Genomic DNA, 21,054 nt, shown 5'->3' on the forward strand with positions numbered 1-21,054 from the left:
TTGACAATCCCCGGGTGGCTTAAAAAACCACAATGAATTTTAAGCGATACATAACGGTTGCCTTTAATGATTTACGGGTAAAGTCAAATCCTCTTGACGGGCTAGTAAGATAGAAGTAAAGTTCCTTCACCTCGCTGGAGTTAGGCGTTGCCTTGGTCAATATTCCTTAAGTTGAATAAACATGTGAAAAAATAAATTCATCACTATTGAAAATGTATGGGATGTGTCATAGATTTATTCCACAGCCGGGGAAATAAAAGGAGGGTTTTAAAAAGAAAAAAGCTTCCGGAAGATCCGGAAGCTCATGTCTTATACGTATAAAAAAGAGGGTACGCTTTCTTCCGGAAGGATATTCCCTACAAAGAAAGAACCGAACGCAGCGTAGCGTGCGCTTACTTCATCAAAACGCATTTCATAGATTAACTTTTTAAATTGAAGGACATCATCTGCAAATAGCGTAACGCCCCACTCATAATCGTCAAAACCGACAGAACCGGAAATGATTTGTTTTACTTTACCGGCATAACTGCGGCCAATCAAACCATGTGAACGCATTAAGCCTTTGCGTTCTTCCATAGAAAGCATGTACCAGTTATCATCACCTTCACGACGCTTGTCCATTGGGTAGAAGCATACATGCTTCGCTTGTGGAAGAATCGGATAAAGTCTTGAACGTACATGAGGGTTTTGGTAAGGATCCTCATCATCTCCACCTGCTAGGTAATTACTTAATTCCACTACAGAAACGTAGGAATAAGCTGGGATTGTATATTCTGCAAGTTTCGTTTTATTGAATTCGTTTTCAATTGCATTCAATTCTTCCATTGTTGGGCGGGCAAACATAAGCATGAAGTCCGCTTTTTGGCCAACGATGGAATAGAGGGCATGACTGCCTTCATTATTGCTTTGAGTCGTATTCCATTTATCCAGTAAACCTTGGAATTCTGAGATAGCTAATTGGCGTTCGTCACTTGATAACGTTTTCCAAGAAGCCCAATCAATCAGACGGAAGTCATGTAAACAATACCAGCCGTCAAGTGTTTGTGCTGCTTCACTCATTGCGATCACTCCTAAGTCTTAGTATATCTTTAATATAACATAGTTTAAGTATAAGGAAATTTATATCAGTCCGCAAACACCGTTACTGTTCTTCGGTGTTCAAACAAATTTCATATTTGCCGATTTCATGATGGTGACCAAAGTGGCTGGAATTTACCTAGCTGCTAGAGTATTCTTAATAGAAGATGAAAATGGAAGTTTTGCTGAATGGTTGATATAGAAATAACAAGAGCAGCGTACATAAAAGGAGGAAGCGGTAGTGAGTGATTTATTTCAAATATTAGAATCGAAAATTACAGGGCATAATTTAAAAATCGTCTTTCCAGAAGGATTGGATGAACGTATTTTGGGAGCTGCGGGCAGGCTTGCCAAAGCTAAACTAGTAACGCCTGTATTGATTGGCGATATCGAGTTGATTCAAGAGAAAGCTAGGGAATTAAAAATTTCTCTTGAATCAATTGAAATATATGACCCGAAGAATTATATCATGATGGATGAAATGGTCGAAGCGTTTGTAAAGGTACGAAATGGTAAGGCGTCTGAAGAACAAGCCCGTGAAACCCTATTGGATGAGAATTATTTTGGAACAATGCTTGTTCATATTAAACAGGCACATGGCATGGTGAGTGGCGCAACTCATTCAACAGCTGATACGGTCCGTCCTGCTCTGCGAATCATTAAAACAAAGCCAGGTATTCAAAAAACATCAGGTGCCTTTATTATGGTCCGTGGCGAGGAAAAGTACGTGTTTGCTGATTGTGCAATTAATATTAACCCTGATTCCCAGGACCTGGCAGAAATCGCCGTAGAAAGTGCGAAGACGGCCCTTATGTTTGATATCGAACCGCGTGTGGCGATGCTGAGTTTTTCGACAAAAGGATCGGCAAAATCTTCGGAGACTCAGAAAGTCGTTGATGCTGTCAAATTGTCAAAAGAAATGGACCCTCAAATTCTTCTTGATGGAGAATTTCAATTTGATGCGGCCTTTGTTCCGTCGGTCGCTAGACAAAAAGCACCGGATTCTCCTATTCAAGGAGATGCTAATGTTTTTATTTTTCCAAGTCTTGAGGCAGGAAACATTAGCTATAAAATGGTACAGCGCCTGGGTGGCTTCGAAGCGGTCGGCCCGATCCTGCAGGGACTTAACCGTCCTGTAAATGATCTTTCAAGGGGATGCAGTGAAGAGGATGTATATAAATTAGCTGTTATCACAGCTGCACAGGGCTTAGTGGCCCAATATCAATAAGTCATGTCATGAAGGATAAAAAGTAGAGGGAGATTTATATGTGTGAAACAGATTCATTGTTAAAGCAGCAAGAGTGGCGGGTTATTGATCAATCATCCGTCGGTCCTCAGTTTCCTGCTCTAGAGTCCTTTGCTATGGATGATACGTTTTGTGCTTCCGTAGGGTCTGGTAAATCAATGGCCGTAGCAAGAGCGTGGGTACACCATCAGACGGTTGTGCTTGGTATTCAGGATACGAAGCTGCCTTTTCTTAAAAAAGGTGTGGATTATTTAAAAGAACACGATTTCCAGGCCATTGTACGGAATTCTGGAGGGCTTGCAGTTGTGCTGGATGAGGGAGTTCTTAATTTATCGCTCATTTTCCCCGAAAATGAGCGGAAAATTGAAATCAACCGTGGATATGATGCGATGTGGGAGCTTGTTCAATTGATGTTTGCTGATTTCCAAGTCGAAATGGAGGCAAGGGAAATCACCGGTTCATATTGCCCTGGAAGCTATGATCTAAGTATAAATGGGAGAAAGTTTGCCGGTATATCTCAGCGTCGGATTCGCAATGGAGTAGCGGTGCAAATTTACTTGTGCGTCAATGGAAGCGGTGCAGAGCGAGCCAGTCTTGTGAAGGGTTTTTACGAAGCCGCTAAAGGAGATGCAGAAACAAAATTTACTTATCCTGATATCATGCCATCTGTAATGGCTTCCCTTTCAGAACTATTAGACGTGCGATTGAGCGTGCAGGACGTAATGCTTAGATTCCTGCATGTATTGAAGGAACATAGCGGTAGGATTTTCTCCGATTCTCTTTCAGTGGAAGAATGGCCGTTATACGAAGCTTACTTAACAAGAGTGGTAGAACGTAATGATAAGGTATTTGATTCATTAAAAGAAGACTGATATGAAAAAGCTGTTTCTGTAAGTTGGAAACAGCTTTTTCACATTTCAATATGATGTTATCATTCACTGAAACTGTTAAAGGAACAGAGATTGGAAACCAAAGTAAAATCAGATAAGCCACGTCTTTAGTCCTTTCAACTATTATCACTTGAAGCCATGAAAAAAAGAGCCTTTTTTAGACTCTCTTTTTCGATCTGAGATAACCTATGGTTGGCCTTTACCATGTGGTTGATCTGTAAGCAGAACCCCACATTATTTTTGTTACTCAGCCATTTTTTCTAAATTTCCATTTCGGTCCATTTTGAACTTTGTTGCTGGCCGTTCCTCTTCCTCTAATAAGACCAGCTTTCTTGCCCGATTCATGATATTCATCAAAGTCTCATAATCTTCCTGCATCAAGCCGCTGTTCTGCTCTAGATGGCTGATCTTATTTTCAAGATCTTCATTTCGTTTTTTCAGACCTTTAATTTCGAGCTTCAATCTTTCATTTTCGGTTTTTAATACTTCAGCCTGAAGCATTCGGCCGTTCATAGATTCTAAATAGGCTATAATCGTATCAAGGTTCATAGTCTTTTCTAGTGTTACTGGTATGTTCTGATGCTTTGGCATGAAAGCTTCAGCCACAACGAATTCTTCTGCTGTTTCATAATTAGTAGTTTCTACTTCGGATTCTAATTCTAGTTCCTCTTCTTGTAGGTGAGGAACCATAATATCAGTAATCGTTGGAGACGGCGGTGTATAAAGAAGCCGTTTTTTCCCTCCTTGATCTTTTCCAAGAATCCTTTGACGCTGCTTGCGCTGCTTTTTAGCAAGGGAAAGAGCTTTATCGTAATTATGGCGGACGACTGCATTCCAACGGAACCCGCAAGCGGCAGAGGTGCGGTTTAACTTGTCCCCAACCTCCTCAAAAGCATTCAGCTGAGTGCTGCCTTCCCGCACATGGCGCAATACCGTTTCTGCTAAAAGCAAATCATCTTCTTCTGTCCAGGCATCTTGACGAACCTTCATTTCTACATACTCCCTTTCTGGTAACTTTTAAAATAAATAACTATATAAAATATCGTGTGGCAATGATTTATGGGGTGTTCTACTAGCATTTTGGACAAAATCTGGATTTTTTATACAAAAAGGTTGAAAGGATACTAGTTTTTTGTAATTTTAGGGAAAATAAAGGATGCACTGACTCAGAAATCATTAATTACACCATTTCCTTTTGGCTGGACTTCCCTTTTCACATCCATCTACCCCTCTTGATATTAATAGGTAGAAACGGTAAAATACCCTTTAGTTATGTAAATGGGATGAAAAATAGTTTGTCATAGAAAGGATGGTGACCGAAGGATGTCCAATGAATTCAGAGTGTGTGATGACTGCTTGGCGGTAAATATTAAAACGTTAATTCCCCGTCTGGAAAAGCTTGATCCCGATGCGAAAATTGAAATTGGCTGTCAATCCTATTGCGGTCCAGGCAGAAAGAAATCATTTGCCTTTGTCAATAACCGTCCAGTTGCAGCTCCAACGGAAGACGAGTTACTAGATAAAATTAATAAAAAACTAAAGTAGAATTCATGATAGATAATTAGGGTAGATTGACTACTTTTGATAAATGAAACACGCCATTCATCACCCAGATTCAACAAACTGCGGTGATTTTTTATTTCCTTATTTTCGATACGCAAATCGATAAAAACTTCCGTTTTCTTACAAAATGGTCCCTCTTGCTATCAAGGGGTGAGTTAGGGTTTTTTGTCAAAACACGCTATAATGAAAGCAATGAGAATATGAAAAAGAGGGTAGTTCATGGGATATTCCGGCGAAAAATTACAGGAAGAAAAAGTATTCAAAGACCCGGTGCACCGATATATACATGTTCGTGATCGGGTTATATGGGATTTAATTGGGACGAAGGAATTCCAACGTCTTCGTAGAATCAAGCAACTGGGGACGACTTATTTAACTTTTCACGGTGCGGAACATAGTCGACTCAGCCATTCGCTTGGGGTATATGAGATTGTCCGGAGAATCGTTGATGATGTTTTCGAAGGCAGACCGGAATGGAAACCGGAGGAACGGCTACTTTCTCTATGTGCGGCACTTCTGCATGATTTAGGACATGGTCCATTCTCTCATTCTTTTGAAAAGGTGTTTGACCTAGATCACGAGCAATTCACCCAACAGATTATTGTGGGTGATACGGAAGTGAATAAAATCCTGCTCAAAGTAGGTCGTGATTTTCCTAAAAAAGTGGCAGAGGTTATTGCAAAAACGTATAAAGGCAAATTAGTAGTCAGCCTGATTTCGAGTCAGATTGATGCCGATAGAATGGATTATTTGCAACGGGATGCATACTTTACTGGGGTAAGTTATGGACATTTTGATATGGAACGGCTTTTGAGGGTAATGCGGCCTCGTGAAGAGCATGCCGTCATTAAGCAAAGTGGGATGCATGCGGTGGAAGACTATATTATGAGCCGTTACCAAATGTATTGGCAGGTTTATTTCCATCCAGTGACGAGGAGTGCGGAAGTCATTCTTACCAAAATATTACACAGGGCGAAGCATTTATATGAATCCGGCTATGAGTTTGCTCAGGAACCTCATCATTTTTATTCTCTGTTTAAGGGAGAAGTAACGTTAGCAGACTATTTGAAAATGGATGAAGCTGTGATGCTCTATTATTTTGAAGCATGGGAAGAGGAAAATGATGCGATATTAAAGGATTTATGCACTCGCTTCGTTAACCGTAAACTATTTAAATATGTAGAATTTCATCCATCTAATAGTCAGATGAACAGATTAATGGAGTTAAGAACATTATTTAAGAAGGCAGGAATCGATCCGGATTATTATCTCGTCGTCGATTCCTCATCCGATTTGCCGTATGATTTTTACCGGCCAGGTGAGGAAGAGGAGAGACTACCGATTCACTTGTTGAAAAATAATGGGGAAATCCGTGAATTGTCACGTGAATCTGAAATAGTCGATGCAATTTCGGGGAAAAGAAGAACGGATCATAAATTGTATTATCCATCCGATTTATTGCGCGATGAATCAACGAAGAAAAATATTAAAAAACAAATTCGTAAGCTTTTGGAGCTTTCGGATTAAAGTGGTACATTTTTGGTGAGGAGTGACGAGCCTTGTTTAAGGATCATGCAAACATTATCAATGCGATTTCTACTGCTGGTGAAATTTCAGGTAGGAAAAAACTACAAAAAATCGTGTATATCGCGAAGAAGCTGTCCTTTCCGTTTCATGAAAAGTTTCAGTTTCACTTTTACGGACCGTATTCGGAGGAGTTGACCTTACGAATTGAAGAGCTTTGCGATATGGGTTACTTGAATGAAGTAAGAGAAAAAAAAGCAGGTTATTACCAGTACTGTTATTCTATAACGGATGCTGGACAGGATTTCCTATCCATACAGGAAGTGGAGATGCCCGCTCTTGAAGCTTGCTTACTGGATATGAACGAACAAAATGCCCGTTTTTTGGAGCTCGTTTCGACGGTGCTTTACTTCGATACTTTGGAAAAAGAAGAGGTTATCGAAAAGATCTTTACATTGAAAAGTAAGCAAAAATATACGCTTGAAGAAATTGATGAAGCATATGTATATATTGATCAATTAAAAACAAAAGCTAAGCCGAATTGATGGCTTAGCTTTTCCTAATTATGTAAATCTATTGATCGCTTTTGCGGACGCCTGCTACTGCTAAATGATTTTTTGTCATTTCTTCAATGAAAATCGTTACAGCTTCAGCTGGTGCTCCAGTCGTTTCCGTAACCGCTGCGGTTACTTTTTCAACTAAAGCCTTTTTTTGCTCGTCCGTACGGCCTTCAAGCATTTTGACTGTTACATATGGCATATTCTTTCCCCCCTTTCCCCTTATGTTGTAGTGTTTCACATTGGAAATGGAATTGCAAGATACTGAAATCAGAGTTTTTTCACTTCTTGGTCTTTTGTTGTATACTAACGGTAATAAATATTGGGGGAGAAGCTATTGGAGCTATTGATGCAATTCTTGAAGCAAATAGAACGGTTTTTGGCATATAGTTTGGAAGAACTTCCATATGTCATTGTGTCACTGTTAATCGCATTTACGGTTCATGAATTTTCCCATGCTTATGTAGCCTATAAGTTCGGTGACCCGACTGCAAAGAATGAAGGAAGAGTCACATTGAATCCGATTCAGCATTTGGATCCGATAGGAACACTGCTGATTTTGATAGCCGGATTTGGTTGGGCAAGACCTGTCCCGGTCAATCGTTTTCATTTTAAGAATCCAAAATTGGCAGGAGTACTCGTCTCTTTTGCCGGTCCGTTCAGTAATTTGCTTGTTGCAATTTTGGGGTTTTTAATTTTTTACGGGTTGCTTGCGTCAGGCGTTGGACCTGATTTACCTTTTTTCGTCGAGACCTTCTTAAGAATTCTAATAAACTTAAATATCCTTTTATTTGTATTTAATCTGATACCGCTACCACCGCTCGATGGTTATAGGATCGTACAAGATCTTGTTTCAGCAGACTTGCGGGCAAAAATGACCCAGTATGAACAATATGGCTCCCTGATTTTTTTGATTCTGATTATCACACCGCTGAGCCGTTATACAATTAGTCCGGTTTTGAATAAAGTTGTGCCATTTGTAGGTGGCACCTTGAGTCAATTTTTTTCACTTTTGTTTTTTTAACTGATAAGGAATGACAAACAATAAAGGGGGATATAAACATGGAAGAACAACCAAAGAAAAAGGTAGGGTTTAATATTATTAAAAACGATCCGATGAAAGGTCATAGCGGATATGGGGCTGGGGTTTTGACGCTCGATAATATTTCTCCGGTCATCATCGATGTTGACGCGGGCGAAGCCGAGGTCGATATTGGGGCGATGCATGCGAGAAGTGCAGTGGAAAAAGGAATCAAATTTTTAAAGACCAAGGAAGAGGTCCCGAATGCCAAACCTTACTGGCTTGTTTGGGTGACTATTGAAGCCACTCAAAATGGTCCGCATTATGCAGGTGTGACAGCATGTGAAATGATGGTCGATCGTTCAATTAGACGCGGGTACAAATCCCTTCCGGAGCATGTTAACCGGATGGATAAATCGCTAAAACGACATATCATCGTCGACGACATGGATGACAAATCAAAGCGGATACTTGCGGACTTCCTGAAAAACCATGACGCAGGCATGTGGGAACGCTCATCAGCCCAGCTCAAGCAGTCATTGACGGTTTGAATGTGATTTAATGTATTAATGTATGAAATTTGAAGTTTAGTGAAAAATGCACTTGTAGGAAACAGATAAAATCAGTAAACTTAAAGACAGCAGTTTAGACACTGTGGAACTAGGACAGAAAAACCCCGAAGCCGCTACCGGCTTCGGGGTTTTTCGTTATCCCCATGGCTTTAATACTTTTTTGTACCATGGAGTCTTTTGTTCTTCTTCCTTCGGAGTACGTTTTGAATTCTTGCCCTTGAAGTGCTCTGCACAGTATTCGACTGGCTCAGTTCCTTTAACATAGTAGGTCAACCTCGAAGCAGGACAGGCCTTCGTTGCCAATTTACCGCTTTCAGGATTCACATAAACTCCGATTACATTTTCCGTTTCCTTAAACGATTTTGCGGGTTGTCCTTGTAGGCCTTTTTCCATATAGGAAGCCCAAATCTTCTTCGCATAGCTTTTTTCAGCTGGAACTTCGATTTTCTTTCCTTGATCATAACCCGTCCAAACTCCGGCAACAAGTTGCGGTGTGTAGCCAATCATCCAGCTATCTGTAGAGGTGGAGCCGGACTTTCCAGCGTATGGGCGTGTCAACTGGGAACTGATTGTGCTGCCAGTCACTTTCGTATAGCCATTTAAAGTTTCATCAAAAACCCCTGTAAGCATCTCGGTCATTACAAAGGCTTTATCCGCATCCAGAACCTGTTCCGTTTTCTTAGTATGGTCAAAAATCACTTCGCCTTTTTGATTTTCAACTCTTTTGATAAAGATGGGTTCAACTTTTTTACCGCCGTTAGCCAGAATGCTGTAGGCATTAACCATTTCAATGGCTCGAACACCTGACGTGCCAAGTGCTAGAGATGGAACAGCATCCATTTTCGAAGTGATGCCGAACCTATGCGCCGTATCTACCAAAGATTGTTCACCAAGGAACAAATGCGTTTTTACGGCAAAGATATTGTCCGATAGAGCAATGGCCTGAGCCATTGTGATTTCGCCTTCCGCATATTGATGATTGTAATTGTGCGGCGTGTAAGAAGAGTGACCATCATCAAAAGAAAACGTAGTTGTCTCACTTTTCAAGGTGGTAGATGGTGTAAAACCATTTTCCAGTGCTGAATAGTAGAGCAATGGCTTCATCGTAGAACCAGGCTGGCGAACGGCCTGTGTGGCACGATTAAACGGTGATTCTGTGTAATTTTTACCACCGACTAATGCACGGACTTCCCCTGTGCCCGGATCCATTGCGACTATAGCAGCTTGAATGTCTGAGGACTTGGGTATGGTAGTAGAAAGAACCTCTTCAGCAATGTCCTGTTGTTTTTCATCAAGAGTCGTATAAACCTTAAGCCCGCCCAGTTCAATCGTCCGGTCATCTATATGAAGCTGAGATTTTAAAGCCTGCTTAACAGCATCCTGGAAATAAGGGGCTGTTTTATTGGTTACAGTCCCGTGCTCGCCTTTTAATGTAAGAGCTGTTTGCAAGGCTTTATCCATATTTGCTTCTGAAATGTAGTTTTTGTTTTTCATGGCTCGCAGGACAATTTGTTGCCTTGATTTTGCTTTTTCCAAGTTATCCAATGGAGAGTAGTTGGACGGCCCTTTAGGTATCCCGGCTAGCATGCTCGCTTCTGAAAGAGTTAAATCCTTAGCATCTTTGCCAAAGTAATATTGACTAGCGGCCTGAGCTCCATAGGCGCCATGACCGTAGTAAATCGTATTTAGATAGCCTTCTAGAATTTCCTTTTTGGAATAGTTCATTTCCAGCCGTATCGTATAAAAGGCTTCATTAAACTTTCGCGTCCACGTTTTGTCATGGCCGAGAAACAGATTCCTGGCATACTGCTGGGTAATCGTGCTTGCCCCTTGGACCTTCGACCTTGCACGAATATCGGCAAGGATAGCTCCGCCGATTCGTTTTATATCAAAGCCTTTATGGGTGTAAAATTGTCGATCCTCAACCGCAACAGTAGCCTTGATAAGCTGTGGAGAAATCGATTCCATTCCAGCCCAATAACGTTTCTGGCCATTATCGGTTTCACCAATCACATTTCCGCTATCACTATAATAGAGAGTGGACTGTGGCACAACCAAAGGCGGCGGACCTAATATTTTTGCATACACCAGTAAAGAGAGAAGCAATACAAAGAGTATTGTAAGTCCGATTGTGGCAAGAATAATAAAGGCCCGCACATATTTAGTTGTCCTTTTAAATCGTTCGCTTGGAATTAACTCCAATTGCTTTCACCTCTCTTTTTATAAAAAGAATCTATTACTATTATGGAAAAAAAGAAATTTTTAAACATAAGAACTGCATTTGTGAAATTTAACTTGCAATTCTGCTAGATTCGTCTATAATTTTTCTAGCTAATGACAATAACGAAAATGGGAAACCTATTAGGTGACTTACTATATGAATTGGAAAAGGAGCGTTAATAAATGAGCATTTGGTTTACTGAGAAACAAACAGAGAATTTTGGTATTACGATGAAAGTGAATCGTACTTTACATACGGAGCAAACTGAGTTTCAAAAGCTAGATATGATTGAAACAGAAGAGTGGGGCAATATGCTATTGCTAGATGACATGGTAATGACTTCACAACGCGATGAATTCGTTTACCACGAAATGGTAGCCCATGTTCCTTTATTTACTCATCCTAATCCAGAGAACGTTTTGGTTGTAGGCGGAGGAGACGGTGGAGTAATCCGTGAAATCCTAAAACACCCAAGCGTAAAAAAAGCTACTTTGGTTGATATCGATGGGAAAGTTATCGAATACTCAAAGAAGTTCTTACCTGAAATTGCAGGTATGCTTGAAGATCCGCGTGTAGACGTACAAGTAGGGGATGGCTTCATGCACATCGCTAAAAGTGAAAATGAATATGACGTGATCATGGTTGACTCTACTGAACCAGTTGGTCCCGCTGTAAATTTATTTACTAAAGGCTTTTATGCTGGGATCTCCAAAGCACTGAAAGAAGACGGGATTTTTGTGGCACAATCTGATAATCCTTGGTTTAAAGCAGACTTAATACGTGATGTGCAACGCGATGTGAAAGAAATATTCCCTATCACTAGCCTTTATTTAGCAAATATCCCGACATATCCAAGTGGTCTTTGGGCATTCACAATCGGCTCTAAAAAGTATAACCCGCTTGAAGTGACAGAAGAGCGTTTCCATGAAATTGAAACAAAATATTATACAAAAGAACTTCATAAAGCAGCTTTCGTTCTGCCTAAATTTGTTCAAGATTTAGTGAAATAAGGGAGGCATGAATATGCGATTTGATGAAGCCTACTCTGGTAATGTATTCATTAAAAGCCACCCGAGTTTTGAGGAATCTGAAGCAGTGCTTTACGGTATGCCTATGGACTGGACAGTAAGTTTCCGTCCAGGTTCCCGCTTTGGTCCTACTCGAATTCGTGAAGTTTCTATCGGTTTGGAAGAATACAGCCCGTATTTAGATCGTGAATTAGAAGAAGTGAAATTCTATGATGCTGGGGATATTCCATTGCCATTTGGGAATCCACAACGCAGTATCGATATGATTGAAAAATTTGTTGACGGCGTACTTGATGCAGGTAAATTCCCATTGGGTATGGGCGGGGAGCACCTCGTCACTTGGCCTGTTATTAAGGCTATGTATAAGAAATATCCAGACATGGCTATTATCCATATGGATGCCCATACAGATTTACGCGAGGACTATGAGGGTGAGCCGCTTTCACATGCGTCCATCATCCGCAAATCAGCGGAGCTTATTGGTCCGAAAAATGTTTACTCTTTCGGCATTCGTTCCGGCTTAAAAGAGGAATTTCAATGGGCAAAAGAAAACGGCATGCATATCTCGAAATTTGAAGTTCTTGAGCCACTGAAAGAAGTATTGCCTCAGCTAGCAGGTCGTCCAGTATATGTGACGATTGACATCGATGTTCTTGACCCTGCGCATGCACCGGGAACAGGCACTGTTGATTGTGGAGGCATTACATCTAAAGAGCTATTAGCCTCGATTCATGAGATAGCGCGTTCTGAAATTAATGTAGTAGGTTGCGATTTAGTTGAAGTGGCACCGATCTATGATCCATCCGAGCAAACAGCGAACACAGCAAGCAAGCTGATTCGCGAAATGCTCCTGGGTTGGGTTCAAAAAGGTTAATGGATGGAAGACTGTTCCTGTTTTTAAGCAGGAATGGTCTTTTTTGTATACTGAGAACAAGAAGACGTGTAGATTTTCTGTATCTGAAAGATACTTTTTAAAAAATTCCACCACACGAAGCAATTATTGCGTTAAAATCAAATGAATTGGCATCACATGTTTTTCAGCAGACTATTCCGCCCAATTTAGATTCAAACTTTATTTTCCGCTCCAAGTTGAAACTTCCCTGAAGAATATTTATACTTATAAAGTTAAGAACGACATGACGAAGGAAGTGTAGCTTTGTCTCTTCATGATATAGATAAACATAATATTAAAGTTACTTTACAGACAAAAATCAAGCATGGCTCGGAAACGGAAACGTATGAGTTGGTTACATTTGGTACAAAAATGTATAAAGGTTCCGATTTGTATTTGCAATATACAGAAGAAAATGAAGCCGGTAAAACGCAGACAACAATCAAGCACAAAACGAATGATACGATTCTGCTTAGAAACGGTGCCATTAAAATGAGGCAGCTTTTCCGCTTTCAGGAAGCGACAAATGGACATTATGAAAGTATATATGGCAGGCTCGGGTTACTGACGACCACGAAGAAAATTCATCATCAATGGGATGAACAAAAAAAGGAAGGGAAGCTGGTCCTTCACTATACGTTACATATGCAGGGAAGCGAACCCGGGCAATATGAAATGACGATTTCCTACAAGGAGGAAGCATAGAACATGAACATAGTAAAAGAGGTACAGGAAAAACTGAAACAAGAAATTAACGCTGCAGTTATTAAGGCTGGTTTAGCAACGGAAGAGCAAATTCCAAACGTAGTATTGGAACTTCCGAGAGATAAAACACACGGAGATTATTCCACAAATATGGCGATGCAATTAACAAAGATTGCAAAAAAAGCGCCGAGAATGATAGCTGAAGCAATCATTGAAAACTTTGATAACTCAAAAGCATCAATCGAAAAAATCGAAATTGCAGGACCAGGGTTCATTAACTTCTACATGAATAATTCGTATTTGACAGAACTAATTCCGGTCATTTTGAAAGCGAACGATGCGTATGGAGAAAGTGACTTTGGAAAAGGTGAAAAAATCCAGGTTGAATTTGTTTCTGCCAATCCGACTGGTGATCTTCATCTTGGCCATGCTCGTGGTGCTGCAGTAGGTGATACTTTGTGTAATGTATTGTCTAAAGCAGGTTATGATGTTTCACGTGAATACTACATCAATGATGCAGGAAACCAAATTAATAATTTGGCTATTTCAATAGAAGCACGCTATTTCCAAGCGCTAGGTCTCGAAAAAGATATGCCAGAGGGTGGCTATCATGGCGAAGATATTATTGGCATCGGTAAAACACTTGCAAGTGAATATGGCGATAAATATGTAAACGTTGATGAAAAAGAACGTTTTGACTTTTTCCGTGAGTATGGTTTGAAATATGAAATGCAAAAACTGAAAACAGACTTGGAAAACTTCCGTGTCGGTTTTGATGTATGGTACTCTGAAACTTCTCTTTATCAAGACGGTAAAATTGACGAAGCGCTTGAAGTGTTGAAGGGAAGAGGTCATATTTATGAGGAAGATGGTGCGACATGGTTCCGTTCTACAGAACTTGGCGACGATAAAGACCGCGTTCTTATTAAGCAGGATGGGTCTTACACATACTTGACACCGGATATTGCATACCACCGCAATAAATTGGAGCGCGGCTTTGAAACGTTGATTAATATTTGGGGTGCGGACCACCATGGTTATATCCCGCGTATGAAAGCAGCAATCGAAGCGTTAGGTTATAAACGTGAGCAGCTTGAAGTAGAAATCATTCAGCTTGTCCATCTATACAAAGATGGCGAGAAAATGAAAATGAGTAAGCGTACTGGTAAAGCAGTGACGATGCGTGATCTTATTGAAGAAGTGGGTCTGGATGCAACACGTTATTTCTTTGCGATGAGAAGCGCGGACACACATATGGACTTTGATCTGGATCTTGCAGTGTCACAATCCAATGATAACCCAGTTTATTATGCACAGTATGCCCATGCTCGTATTTCAAGTATTTTACGCCAAGGTGTGGAACAAGGAATCAGCTATGAAGGTACCACTGATTTCTCTGCTCTTTCTACTGAAAAGGAAGTAGAATTATTGAAGAAATTGGGAGAGTTCCCTCAGGCAATTGCAGAAGCTGCCGAAAAAAGGATGCCTCACCGCATGACAAATTATATTTTCGACCTGGCTTCTACATTCCACAGCTTCTACAATGCTGATAAAGTATTGGATGTTGAGAAGATGGATAGAAGTAAGGCCCGTCTGGGTCTTGTCAAATCAGTTCAAATTACGTTGAAAAATGCATTAGCACTGATTGGTGTTTCAGCTCCGGAAAAAATGTAATAAAAAAAGCGACTGTTTCTTGTGAAACAGTCGCTTTTTATTGTATTGATTAACACTCTACAGCACCGCCGCTAATTCTTTTCACACCACGTACCTTAGCGACATCTTCAATAAGTTTCAACATTGCCCGGTCCTTCATTTTAGCTTCAATCATGAAATCGACGTCTTGTCTGAGTTCCCTTAGTACTTTCAAAAGGGGAATAATGAATTCAAAATCGATATAATCTGCATGCGAGCGAAATTCAACTGCCGACTTTGGAGAAGAAATATGAACCTTAGGTACCGTCCCAGACTGACTCCAGGTGGAGAAAATTTGGATGAGCAGCTCGTTAAGCGGCTCATCGGATAGATTCGCAAGATGGTGGTGGTAATCAAAGACAAGCGGAATGTTTTCCTTTTTACACACGATCAAGGTTTCTGATGCTGTATATGTTTTATCGTCATTCTCCAAGGTCATCCTTGCTTTCACATGCTTGGGGAGCGACTTAAGGTTGTCATGAACCCGTATTATGGCTGATTCTTTATCACCATAAGCTCCACCGACATGGATATTGATAAAAGAGGAGTCGGCAATCCCCATCGCATCAAGCATCTTATAGTGAAACTCCATATCTTTTACGGCATTTTGTGTAATCTCGGGTTTAGGGCTTGTAAACAACGTAAACTGATTAGGGTGAAAGCTAACCCGCATTTTATGTGCAGATATCCAATCGCCGAGCTGTTTCCATTCTTGTTTAAAAGGAGTGACAAAATCCCATTCTACCTCGGGGTGCGTGGCTAAAGGAACAATTGAACTGGACATCCGGTAGATTTCTATTTGGTGAGCTGTATTATATTGAAGGACCCTTAATGTACTTTCAATGTTCTGTTTTGTCACACTAAGAAGCTTTTGCATCCCTTCCTCTTGTCCAAGTGCGCTGTACCGCTTAAAGGTAAGCGTCTTAGCGGGGGAAGCTTCCCAAAGACAGGTGGCATTAGATACATATCCAAATCTAATTTTCATTTAATTCTCTCCCTAAAAACGCGATGTTAAAGAAAAGGAGAAAGGATGGAAGCCAGTGACTCTTTTGCTGTACGGGCTACATTAATGGAGGATAGTGAATCCCTGCTTAATGGCTTAGATTCAGCTATGTCTACCGCCAATTCCTTTTTTACATCTTCTATAAATGCTTGGTCAAATATCAAACAATTGATTTCACTATTTAAAAATAGACTTCGTTTATCAAAATTAGCAGTACCAACATCACAAATTATATCATCAATCAATATCACTTTAGAATGGTAGAACCCTCTTTGAAATTGCAGAATAGTAGCACCTTCCTTTAATAAAATCCGGAAATAGGGGAAGGATGCCTCTTTGACAAGGGCGTGATCCGACATTTCAGGAACAATGACCGTCACAGAAACCTTGCGTGCAAGGGCTGACCTTAATTCCTGAAACAGTGTTTGACTGGGGATGAAGTATGGGGTTCCGATAATGATTTTTTTCTCAGCTTGCTGAATTAAGCGTGTTAAAGTCTGCTCAAGATGGCTTCCGTTCGTGACAATAACCTGATGAGCCTGAGTACCAGGAACCAAGGTAGGAAAATATGCAGGTGTTCCCCGGTAATCTTCGTTTGTATCGTGAACCCAGTCAGAAAGGAAGACTTCCTGCAAATCCTTAACTCCTTCCCCAGTTATTTTTACATGGTAATCTCTCCAAGGATTTAACTTTTCCCCTTGGTTAATATACTCCTTGCCGATATTAAATCCGCCAAGATAGCCGATCCGACCGTCTATTACGGTAATTTTGCGGTGATTTCTTTTTTGTATCGAATAAAAAAGGAAAGGGAGCTTGGGTTTAAAGCTAAATGAAAAATGAACGCCGCTTTTCTTTAATTCCTGAATGCTCTCCCGGGAAATGTTTTTACTGCCAATCCTGTCGACTAACAGTCTTACTTCAACACCCGCTTCAGCTTTAGTTTGAAGTAACTTTAAAAACTCCTTGCTAAATTTATCATTTTTTACTATATAAAAAAGAATATGGATAGAATCCTGAGCTAGCTTGATTTCTTTCATGAAATCATCAAACAGTATTTTCCCTGATGTGAATACAGTCAAGTCACTTTTCCGAGGCGGATATTTAATGTTCGTTACCTGCTTCATATTACGCTTATGCCCTAACTTAAAATCGACCCAACACCAAGTGAAGATCAATAAAAAAATAGAGGCAAGCGTAGTGATTATCTTCAACAAAATCCCCCCTAATTGATTTAATTTAGTTTGGCTCAAGTTACTTGTTCATAACCATCAAAAAAAGAGTGAAGATAAACTACATTTTTTTTCTAAAATAGAAGGTAAATTTACAGAATTGTCGAACTATACAATAAGATGTTGAAAAACAAACTATATTTATTTAGAAAGAAAAAGTTGACTGAATGCTCATTCATTATATAATGGAATTAATCAAATTTCAGAAAAATGCCATATTTTCAAATTTATTAAAATGAGCAACTAGGCATTTTACTTGAATAAAAAACTTTTTAGAGGGGGAAAGAGTGCATGGAAATGAATGGCCTGCTGTGGATTAACTTAACTGCATTTTTACTTGTAACCGCTTACGCCGCTGGATTATTTGTCTATTTGATAAGGACTCGAATAGCTTATATAAAACTTGGTAAAAAAGTGGAATTCGATAACCGTGTGAAAGATCGTCTCGTGAAAATAGGGGTTTATGTGTTTGGACAGAAGAAGCTCTTTAAAGATAAAAAGAGCGGAATCATCCATGCCATGTTATTTTACGGTTTCATCTTAGTGCAATTTGGTGCACTGGACTTTTTTATAAAAGGCTTAAAGCCTGGGTGGCATCTACCGTTTGGCCCCGTATACCCGGCCTTTACTTTCTTCCAAGAAATCGTGACGCTTACGGTTCTTGTCGCAATCCTTTGGGCAGCTTATCGTCGTTACGTAGAGAAACTTGTTCGTTTGAAAAGAGATTTTAAAGCAGGATTGGTTGTTATCTTCATAACAGGAATCATGATTACAGTGTTACTAGGTAATGGGATGGGAATGATCTGGCACGGACACGAAGCAACTTGGTCAGAGCCAGTTGCCTCTAGTATCGCCTACCTATTTGGCTGGATGGGACCAACAGCAGCGACTGTTGTGTTTTATGTAGCCTGGTGGATGCATTTGCTAATCATATTATCGTTCCTCGTTTATATCCCGCAGTCTAAGCATGCTCACTTAATTGCTGGACCAATAAATGTATTTCTTAACCGTCTGGATAATCCAGGAAAATTAAAGTCGGTAGATTTAGAAGAAGAGGTTTTAGACAAAGAAGGCAATCAATATTATGGTGCCAAATATATCGAGGACTTAACGCAATATCAAATGGTGGACCTCTATGCATGCGTAGAGTGCGGCCGTTGTACGAATATGTGCCCGGCAACTGGTACAGGGAAAATGCTGTCGCCGATGGATATTATCATCAAGATGCGTGACCATTTAACAAATACAGGTGCAGCTGTTACAACAAAGCAGCCATGGGTTCCATCCTTCGTTTTTGGCAATTCAAAGGGAAATAAGATAGCACTAGCCAGTGCCACGCAGGGAGCACAGGAATCAGCTGCAGCAACTGAAGCTTACAGCCCGAGCTTAATTGGAGAAGTCATTACTGAAGAAGAACTTTGGGCATGTACCACTTGCAGGAACTGTGAAGACCAATGTCCGGTAATGAATGAACATGTCGACAAAATTATCGATATGCGCCGATATCTAGTCTTGACTGAAGGTAGGTTGGATCCAGATGCTCAACGTGCGATGACAAACATTGAGAGACAAGGGAACCCTTGGGGATTGAATCGTAAAGAGAGAGAAGACTGGAGAGTCCTGCGTGATGATGTTAACATCCCGACAGTTAAAGAATTGCAAAAAGCAGACGAGGAATTCGAATATTTATTCTGGGTAGGTTCAATGGGATCGTACGATAACCGAAGCCAGAAAATTGCCCTTTCCTTCGCTAAACTAATGAATGAAGCGGGCATCAAATTTGCAATCTTAGGAAATAAGGAGAAAAACTCAGGAGATACTCCTCGCCGGTTAGGTAATGAGTTTGTTTTTCAAGAGCTTGCAATGAAAAATATAGAGGAATTCCAGAAAAATGAAATTAAAAAAATCGTGACAATTGATCCTCATGCCTACAATATTTTTAAGAATGAGTATCCGGATTTTGGTTTGGAGGCTGAGGTATATCACCATACTGAATTACTAGCCAAACTTGTCAGTGAAGACAGATTGGTACCACAGTATCCGGTTAATGAAACGATTACATTCCATGATTCTTGTTATTTGGGAAGATACAATGATGTATACAGTCCGCCACGTGAAATTTTACAATCTATTGAAGGCGTCAAGCTTATTGAGATGGAACGTAACCGTGAAAAAGGCATGTGCTGTGGAGCTGGAGGCGGCTTGATGTGGATGGAAGAAGAAACCGGAAACCGTATAAATGTGGCACGTACTGAACAAGCACTCGCCGTTAACCCAACTGTTATCAGTTCCGGCTGTCCGTACTGTTTGACCATGTTATCTGATGGTACAAAAGCAAAAGAAGTTGAAGAAAATGTAAAAACGTATGATGTAGCCGAATTACTCGAAAAAGCGGTTATTGGTGAAAATAAGTCAATAGCATCTTAATTTTAAAATAAAATTGCCTGCTTCTTTTAAATGAATATATTCAATTGAAGTAGGCAATTTTTAATTAATTTTGAACTAAATATTTTAATTTTTGTAAAAATTATGTAATATAATATTAAGCGCTTACAATAAATATTTTTTTGATCCTATATTGAGCGAGCGTTCAATCAATGTTACTTAAAGGAGGAAAAAATGATGACAAAAACAGTGATTGTTAGTGGTGTGAGAACACCTTTTGGTAAATTCGGCGGAGGTCTTAGCAGTTTGACAGCATCACAACTTGGAGGAATTGCAATCAAGGAGGCGGTTAAGCGGGCAGGGATTGAAAGCAGCCAGATAGACGAGGTCATTATGGGGAATGTGCTACAAGCAGGTCAAGGCCAAATACCTTCTCGCCAGGCAGCACGTCTTGCAGGATTACCTTGGGAAGTGAAAACCGAAACCATTAATAAAGTATGTGCATCAGGACTTCGTAGTGTGACATTGGCTGATCAGATTATTCGCTTGGGGGAGGAAGAAATCATTGTTGCCGGCGGGATGGAATCGATGAGCAATGCACCTTATATTCTTCCGAAAGCAAGATGGGGACTTAGGATGGGTGATGCCCCGCTTAAGGACACAATGATTTCTGATGGGCTTAGCTGTAGCTTTACCGGCGTACATATGGGTACATACGGCAATAGTACTGCTGAGGAACTTGAACTTACCCGTGAGGACCAAGATAGCTGGGCCTACGAAAGTCATCAAAAAGCGATAAAAGCAATTGATGGCGGTATCCTTGCTGAAGAAATCATTTCCGTACAGGTTCCGGTACGAAAAGGTGAACCAATTACAATTGAACATGATGAAGGGCCAAGAAAAGATACATCCTCTGAGAAGCTCGCTAAATTAGGTCCGGCTTTTAATAACGAAGGGACTATAACTGCAGGAAATGCGCCCGGCGTCAATGATGGAGCAGGTGCACTCGTGTTAATGAGCGAAGATCGTGCGAGAAAAGAAGGGAAAACGCCTTTTGCTTATATTTTAGGTCATGCCGAAGTGGCTGTTGAAGCAAAGGATTTTCCTAAAACACCGGGCTTAGTCATAAATAAAATCTTAGAAAAGACTGGTAAATCGATAGAAGACATTGATTTATTTGAAGTAAACGAAGCATTTGCTGCGGTGGCACTGGCCAGTGGGAAAATTGCCAACATCGAGCCGGAAAAAGTCAATGTGAACGGTGGAGCCGTAGCATTAGGGCACCCAATCGGAGCCAGTGGAGCTCGAATCATCATTACGCTGATGCATGAATTGAAACGGCGTGGCGGTGGATTAGGTATTGCAGCAATTTGTAGTGGCGGCGGCCAAGGAGATGCCATATTAATCGAAGTACCAAAGCAGGGCTGATAGATTCATAGATAAATAAGG

General features: G+C 40.4%; 19 protein-coding genes. 13 read left to right on the forward strand and 6 right to left on the reverse strand.

Annotation, left to right across the window (positions count from 1 at the left end):
• Positions 1-309 precede the first annotated feature (309 nt).
• Positions 310-1,059: a hydrogen peroxide-dependent heme synthase gene (hemQ, locus tag JFU50_RS10685; RefSeq protein ID WP_053348428.1), complete on the reverse strand. Its 750-nt coding sequence runs from the start codon at positions 1,057-1,059 to the stop codon at positions 310-312.
• A gap of 259 nt (positions 1,060-1,318) precedes the next feature.
• Here hemQ and pta point away from each other — a divergent pair, with 259 nt between their 5' ends.
• Positions 1,319-2,305 carry a phosphate acetyltransferase gene (pta, locus tag JFU50_RS10690; RefSeq protein WP_201222563.1) on the forward strand — a complete coding sequence of 329 codons (987 nt, stop codon included), beginning with the start codon at positions 1,319-1,321 and terminating at the stop codon, positions 2,303-2,305.
• Between the two features lie 38 nt (positions 2,306-2,343).
• Positions 2,344-3,195, forward strand: coding sequence for a lipoate--protein ligase family protein (locus JFU50_RS10695; protein ID WP_201187528.1), 852 nt, complete (start codon positions 2,344-2,346; stop codon positions 3,193-3,195).
• A 261-nt stretch (positions 3,196-3,456) separates the two neighbouring features.
• Here JFU50_RS10695 and JFU50_RS10700 read toward each other — a convergent pair whose 3' ends face one another.
• Positions 3,457-4,203, reverse strand: a complete 747-nt coding sequence (locus tag JFU50_RS10700; RefSeq protein ID WP_201222565.1) for an RsfA family transcriptional regulator — start codon at positions 4,201-4,203, stop codon at positions 3,457-3,459.
• A gap of 333 nt (positions 4,204-4,536) precedes the next feature.
• Here JFU50_RS10700 and JFU50_RS10705 point away from each other — a divergent pair, with 333 nt between their 5' ends.
• The 3 genes from JFU50_RS10705 to JFU50_RS10715 all read left to right on the forward strand — a co-directional run bounded on the left by JFU50_RS10705 (position 4,537) and on the right by JFU50_RS10715 (position 6,845).
• Complete coding sequence (locus JFU50_RS10705; protein WP_053348432.1) at positions 4,537-4,758, forward strand: DUF1450 domain-containing protein; 222 nt, start codon at positions 4,537-4,539, stop codon at positions 4,756-4,758.
• Between the two features lie 237 nt (positions 4,759-4,995).
• The gene (locus JFU50_RS10710; RefSeq protein WP_053348433.1) at positions 4,996-6,303 is read left to right on the forward strand and encodes an HD domain-containing protein; all 1,308 of its coding nucleotides are present in this window, start codon (positions 4,996-4,998) and stop codon (positions 6,301-6,303) included.
• Between the two features lie 32 nt (positions 6,304-6,335).
• Complete coding sequence (locus tag JFU50_RS10715; RefSeq protein WP_053348434.1) at positions 6,336-6,845, forward strand: YwgA family protein; 510 nt, start codon at positions 6,336-6,338, stop codon at positions 6,843-6,845.
• Between the two features lie 28 nt (positions 6,846-6,873).
• On the opposite strand, the gene JFU50_RS10720 is transcribed toward JFU50_RS10715, so the two are convergent.
• A complete protein-coding gene (locus JFU50_RS10720) occupies positions 6,874-7,059 on the reverse strand; it encodes a 2-hydroxymuconate tautomerase (RefSeq protein WP_053348435.1) in 186 nt (61 codons plus the stop codon).
• A gap of 165 nt (positions 7,060-7,224) precedes the next feature.
• Here JFU50_RS10720 and JFU50_RS10725 point away from each other — a divergent pair, with 165 nt between their 5' ends.
• Both JFU50_RS10725 and JFU50_RS10730 read left to right on the forward strand, forming a co-directional pair.
• Positions 7,225-7,881 (forward strand): site-2 protease family protein, encoded by a 657-nt coding sequence (locus tag JFU50_RS10725; protein ID WP_201225055.1) that lies wholly within the window; start codon positions 7,225-7,227, stop codon positions 7,879-7,881.
• A 38-nt stretch (positions 7,882-7,919) separates the two neighbouring features.
• A complete protein-coding gene (locus tag JFU50_RS10730) occupies positions 7,920-8,429 on the forward strand; it encodes a YwhD family protein (RefSeq protein ID WP_201222567.1) in 510 nt (169 codons plus the stop codon).
• 156 nt (positions 8,430-8,585) lie between these two features.
• On the opposite strand, the gene JFU50_RS10735 is transcribed toward JFU50_RS10730, so the two are convergent.
• Complete coding sequence (locus JFU50_RS10735; RefSeq protein WP_201222569.1) at positions 8,586-10,652, reverse strand: transglycosylase domain-containing protein; 2,067 nt, start codon at positions 10,650-10,652, stop codon at positions 8,586-8,588.
• A 201-nt stretch (positions 10,653-10,853) separates the two neighbouring features.
• On the opposite strand from JFU50_RS10735, the gene speE reads away from it, so the two are divergent.
• The 4 genes from speE (at position 10,854) to argS (ending at position 14,970) form a co-directional block, all read left to right on the forward strand.
• Positions 10,854-11,681 carry a spermidine synthase gene (gene speE / locus JFU50_RS10740; protein ID WP_056524113.1) on the forward strand — a complete coding sequence of 276 codons (828 nt, stop codon included), beginning with the start codon at positions 10,854-10,856 and terminating at the stop codon, positions 11,679-11,681.
• A gap of 13 nt (positions 11,682-11,694) precedes the next feature.
• On the forward strand, positions 11,695-12,573 hold the full coding sequence (gene speB / locus JFU50_RS10745; RefSeq protein WP_056524116.1) for an agmatinase: 879 nt from the start codon (positions 11,695-11,697) through the stop codon (positions 12,571-12,573).
• Positions 12,574-12,855: 282 nt separating this feature from the next.
• Positions 12,856-13,296 carry a DUF1934 domain-containing protein gene (locus tag JFU50_RS10750; RefSeq protein ID WP_201222571.1) on the forward strand — a complete coding sequence of 147 codons (441 nt, stop codon included), beginning with the start codon at positions 12,856-12,858 and terminating at the stop codon, positions 13,294-13,296.
• Between the two features lie 3 nt (positions 13,297-13,299).
• Positions 13,300-14,970 carry an arginine--tRNA ligase gene (gene argS / locus JFU50_RS10755; protein ID WP_201187522.1) on the forward strand — a complete coding sequence of 557 codons (1,671 nt, stop codon included), beginning with the start codon at positions 13,300-13,302 and terminating at the stop codon, positions 14,968-14,970.
• 49 nt (positions 14,971-15,019) lie between these two features.
• Here the strand turns inward: argS and uvsE are convergent, their stop codons facing one another.
• Together uvsE and cls are read right to left on the reverse strand one after the other, a co-directional pair.
• Positions 15,020-15,973, reverse strand: coding sequence for a UV DNA damage repair endonuclease UvsE (uvsE, locus tag JFU50_RS10760; protein WP_201222573.1), 954 nt, complete (start codon positions 15,971-15,973; stop codon positions 15,020-15,022).
• A gap of 26 nt (positions 15,974-15,999) precedes the next feature.
• Positions 16,000-17,202, reverse strand: coding sequence for a cardiolipin synthase (gene cls, locus JFU50_RS10765; protein ID WP_242485354.1), 1,203 nt, complete (start codon positions 17,200-17,202; stop codon positions 16,000-16,002).
• 315 nt (positions 17,203-17,517) lie between these two features.
• Between cls and JFU50_RS10770 the strand changes: the two genes are divergently transcribed.
• Both JFU50_RS10770 and JFU50_RS10775 read left to right on the forward strand, forming a co-directional pair.
• Positions 17,518-19,647, forward strand: coding sequence for a (Fe-S)-binding protein (locus JFU50_RS10770; protein ID WP_201225057.1), 2,130 nt, complete (start codon positions 17,518-17,520; stop codon positions 19,645-19,647).
• Between the two features lie 195 nt (positions 19,648-19,842).
• The gene (locus JFU50_RS10775; protein WP_201222575.1) at positions 19,843-21,033 is read left to right on the forward strand and encodes an acetyl-CoA C-acetyltransferase; all 1,191 of its coding nucleotides are present in this window, start codon (positions 19,843-19,845) and stop codon (positions 21,031-21,033) included.
• The last annotated feature ends 21 nt before the right edge of the window (positions 21,034-21,054 follow it).

Source organism: Peribacillus sp. TH14, from assembly GCF_016651145.1.
In the GTDB taxonomy this organism is placed as follows: domain Bacteria; phylum Bacillota; class Bacilli; order Bacillales; family DSM-1321; genus Peribacillus; species Peribacillus butanolivorans.